This window comes from Frankia sp. CeTa3Moorea (assembly GCF_978021225.1).
Map to the genome: position 1 here is coordinate 47,403 of NZ_CDXDOR010000023.1, position 473 is coordinate 47,875.

Below are 473 nucleotides of genomic sequence, written 5' to 3' on the forward strand. Positions count from 1 at the left end.
CCCGGTGCCGGTCGGGTGCGGTTCCGCTGGACCCGACCGCTTCCCGGGGTGTCCCGTGGGATACCGGGCCGGTTGACGGGCGCGCGGCTGGTCCGGGAGGTGAACGGCTGGCATGTGGTGTTCCGCCTGGAAACCCCTGATGTGCAGTCGGAACCGCACGCTGGCCCGCCGGCAGGGGTGGACCGTGGGGTGACCCGGACGCTGGCCTTGTCGGACGGGTCGTTCCGGGACATGCCCGTGCTGCTGTCGCCGGGTGAGGCGCGGCGGCTGCTCCGGTTGGAACGGAAAGCGGCCCGGCAGCGCCGGGCCCGTCCGTGGAACGCCCCGACGTCGAACCGGCTTCGCCGGACCTATGACCAGATTGCCGTGGTGCGCGCGAGAACCAAACGCCGCCGCGACGACTGGGTACACAAGACCACCACCACAATCAGCCGGGAATACGGGCTGATTGTGGTTGAAGATCTGCGGGTGGA

General features: G+C 70.2%; 1 protein-coding gene. It reads left to right on the forward strand.

Annotated elements, in window-relative coordinates; genetic code table 11:
* Nucleotides 1-177 precede the first annotated feature (177 nt).
* Nucleotides 178-473 (forward strand): transposase (locus tag AC08OV_RS06940; protein ID WP_476619461.1); only part of this gene is annotated, 296 nt, incomplete at its 3' end.